General features: G+C 67.5%; 1 protein-coding gene. It reads left to right on the forward strand.

Annotation, left to right across the window (positions count from 1 at the left end; genetic code table 11):
- On the forward strand, nucleotides 1-494 hold a 494-nt coding region (locus ADK36_RS10825; protein WP_159391110.1), incomplete at its 5' end, for a DUF3459 domain-containing protein.
- Nucleotides 495-655: the final 161 nt, after the last annotated feature.

The raw sequence follows: 655 nt of genomic DNA on the forward strand, positions 1-655 counted from the left end.
ACAGCGGCTACGAACTCTGCGAGAACACACCCCTGCGCAAGGGCAGCGAGGAGTACCTCCACTCGGAGAAGTACCAGCTGCGCCCCCGCGACTGGGCGGCGGCCGAACGCGAAGGCCGCACCATCACCCCCCTGATCACCCAGCTCAACGCCGTCCGCAGGAGCCACCCCGCCCTGCACCGGCTCCGGAACCTGCGCTTCCACCACACCGACAACGACGCCCTCATCGCCTACAGCAAACGCACGGGCCCGGACACGGTCCTGGTGGTCGCGAACCTTGATCCCCACCACACCCAGGAGGCCACGGTCTCGTTGGACATGCCGCAACTCGGCCTGGACTGGGATGCCTCCCTGTCCGTGCACGACGAACTGACGGGTGAGACCTTCCGCTGGGGCAGGACCAATTACGTACGCCTGGAGCCCGGCAGGGCCCCCGCGCACGTGCTCCACGTCCAGGCATCGCCACCGCAGATCGGAGGGTCCCCCGCGTCATGACCGTCAACGAGCCCGTGCTGGACACCTTCGAGGACACTCCTGCCAAGGACCGTGACCCGGACTGGTTCAAGCGCGCCGTCTTCTACGAGGTCCTGGTCCGCTCCTTCCAGGACAGCAACGGTGACGGCGTCGGCGACCTCAAGGGCCTGACCGCGAAACTC

It is taken from the genome of Streptomyces viridochromogenes, from assembly GCF_001270495.1.
Taxonomy (GTDB): domain Bacteria; phylum Actinomycetota; class Actinomycetes; order Streptomycetales; family Streptomycetaceae; genus Streptomyces; species Streptomyces viridochromogenes_A.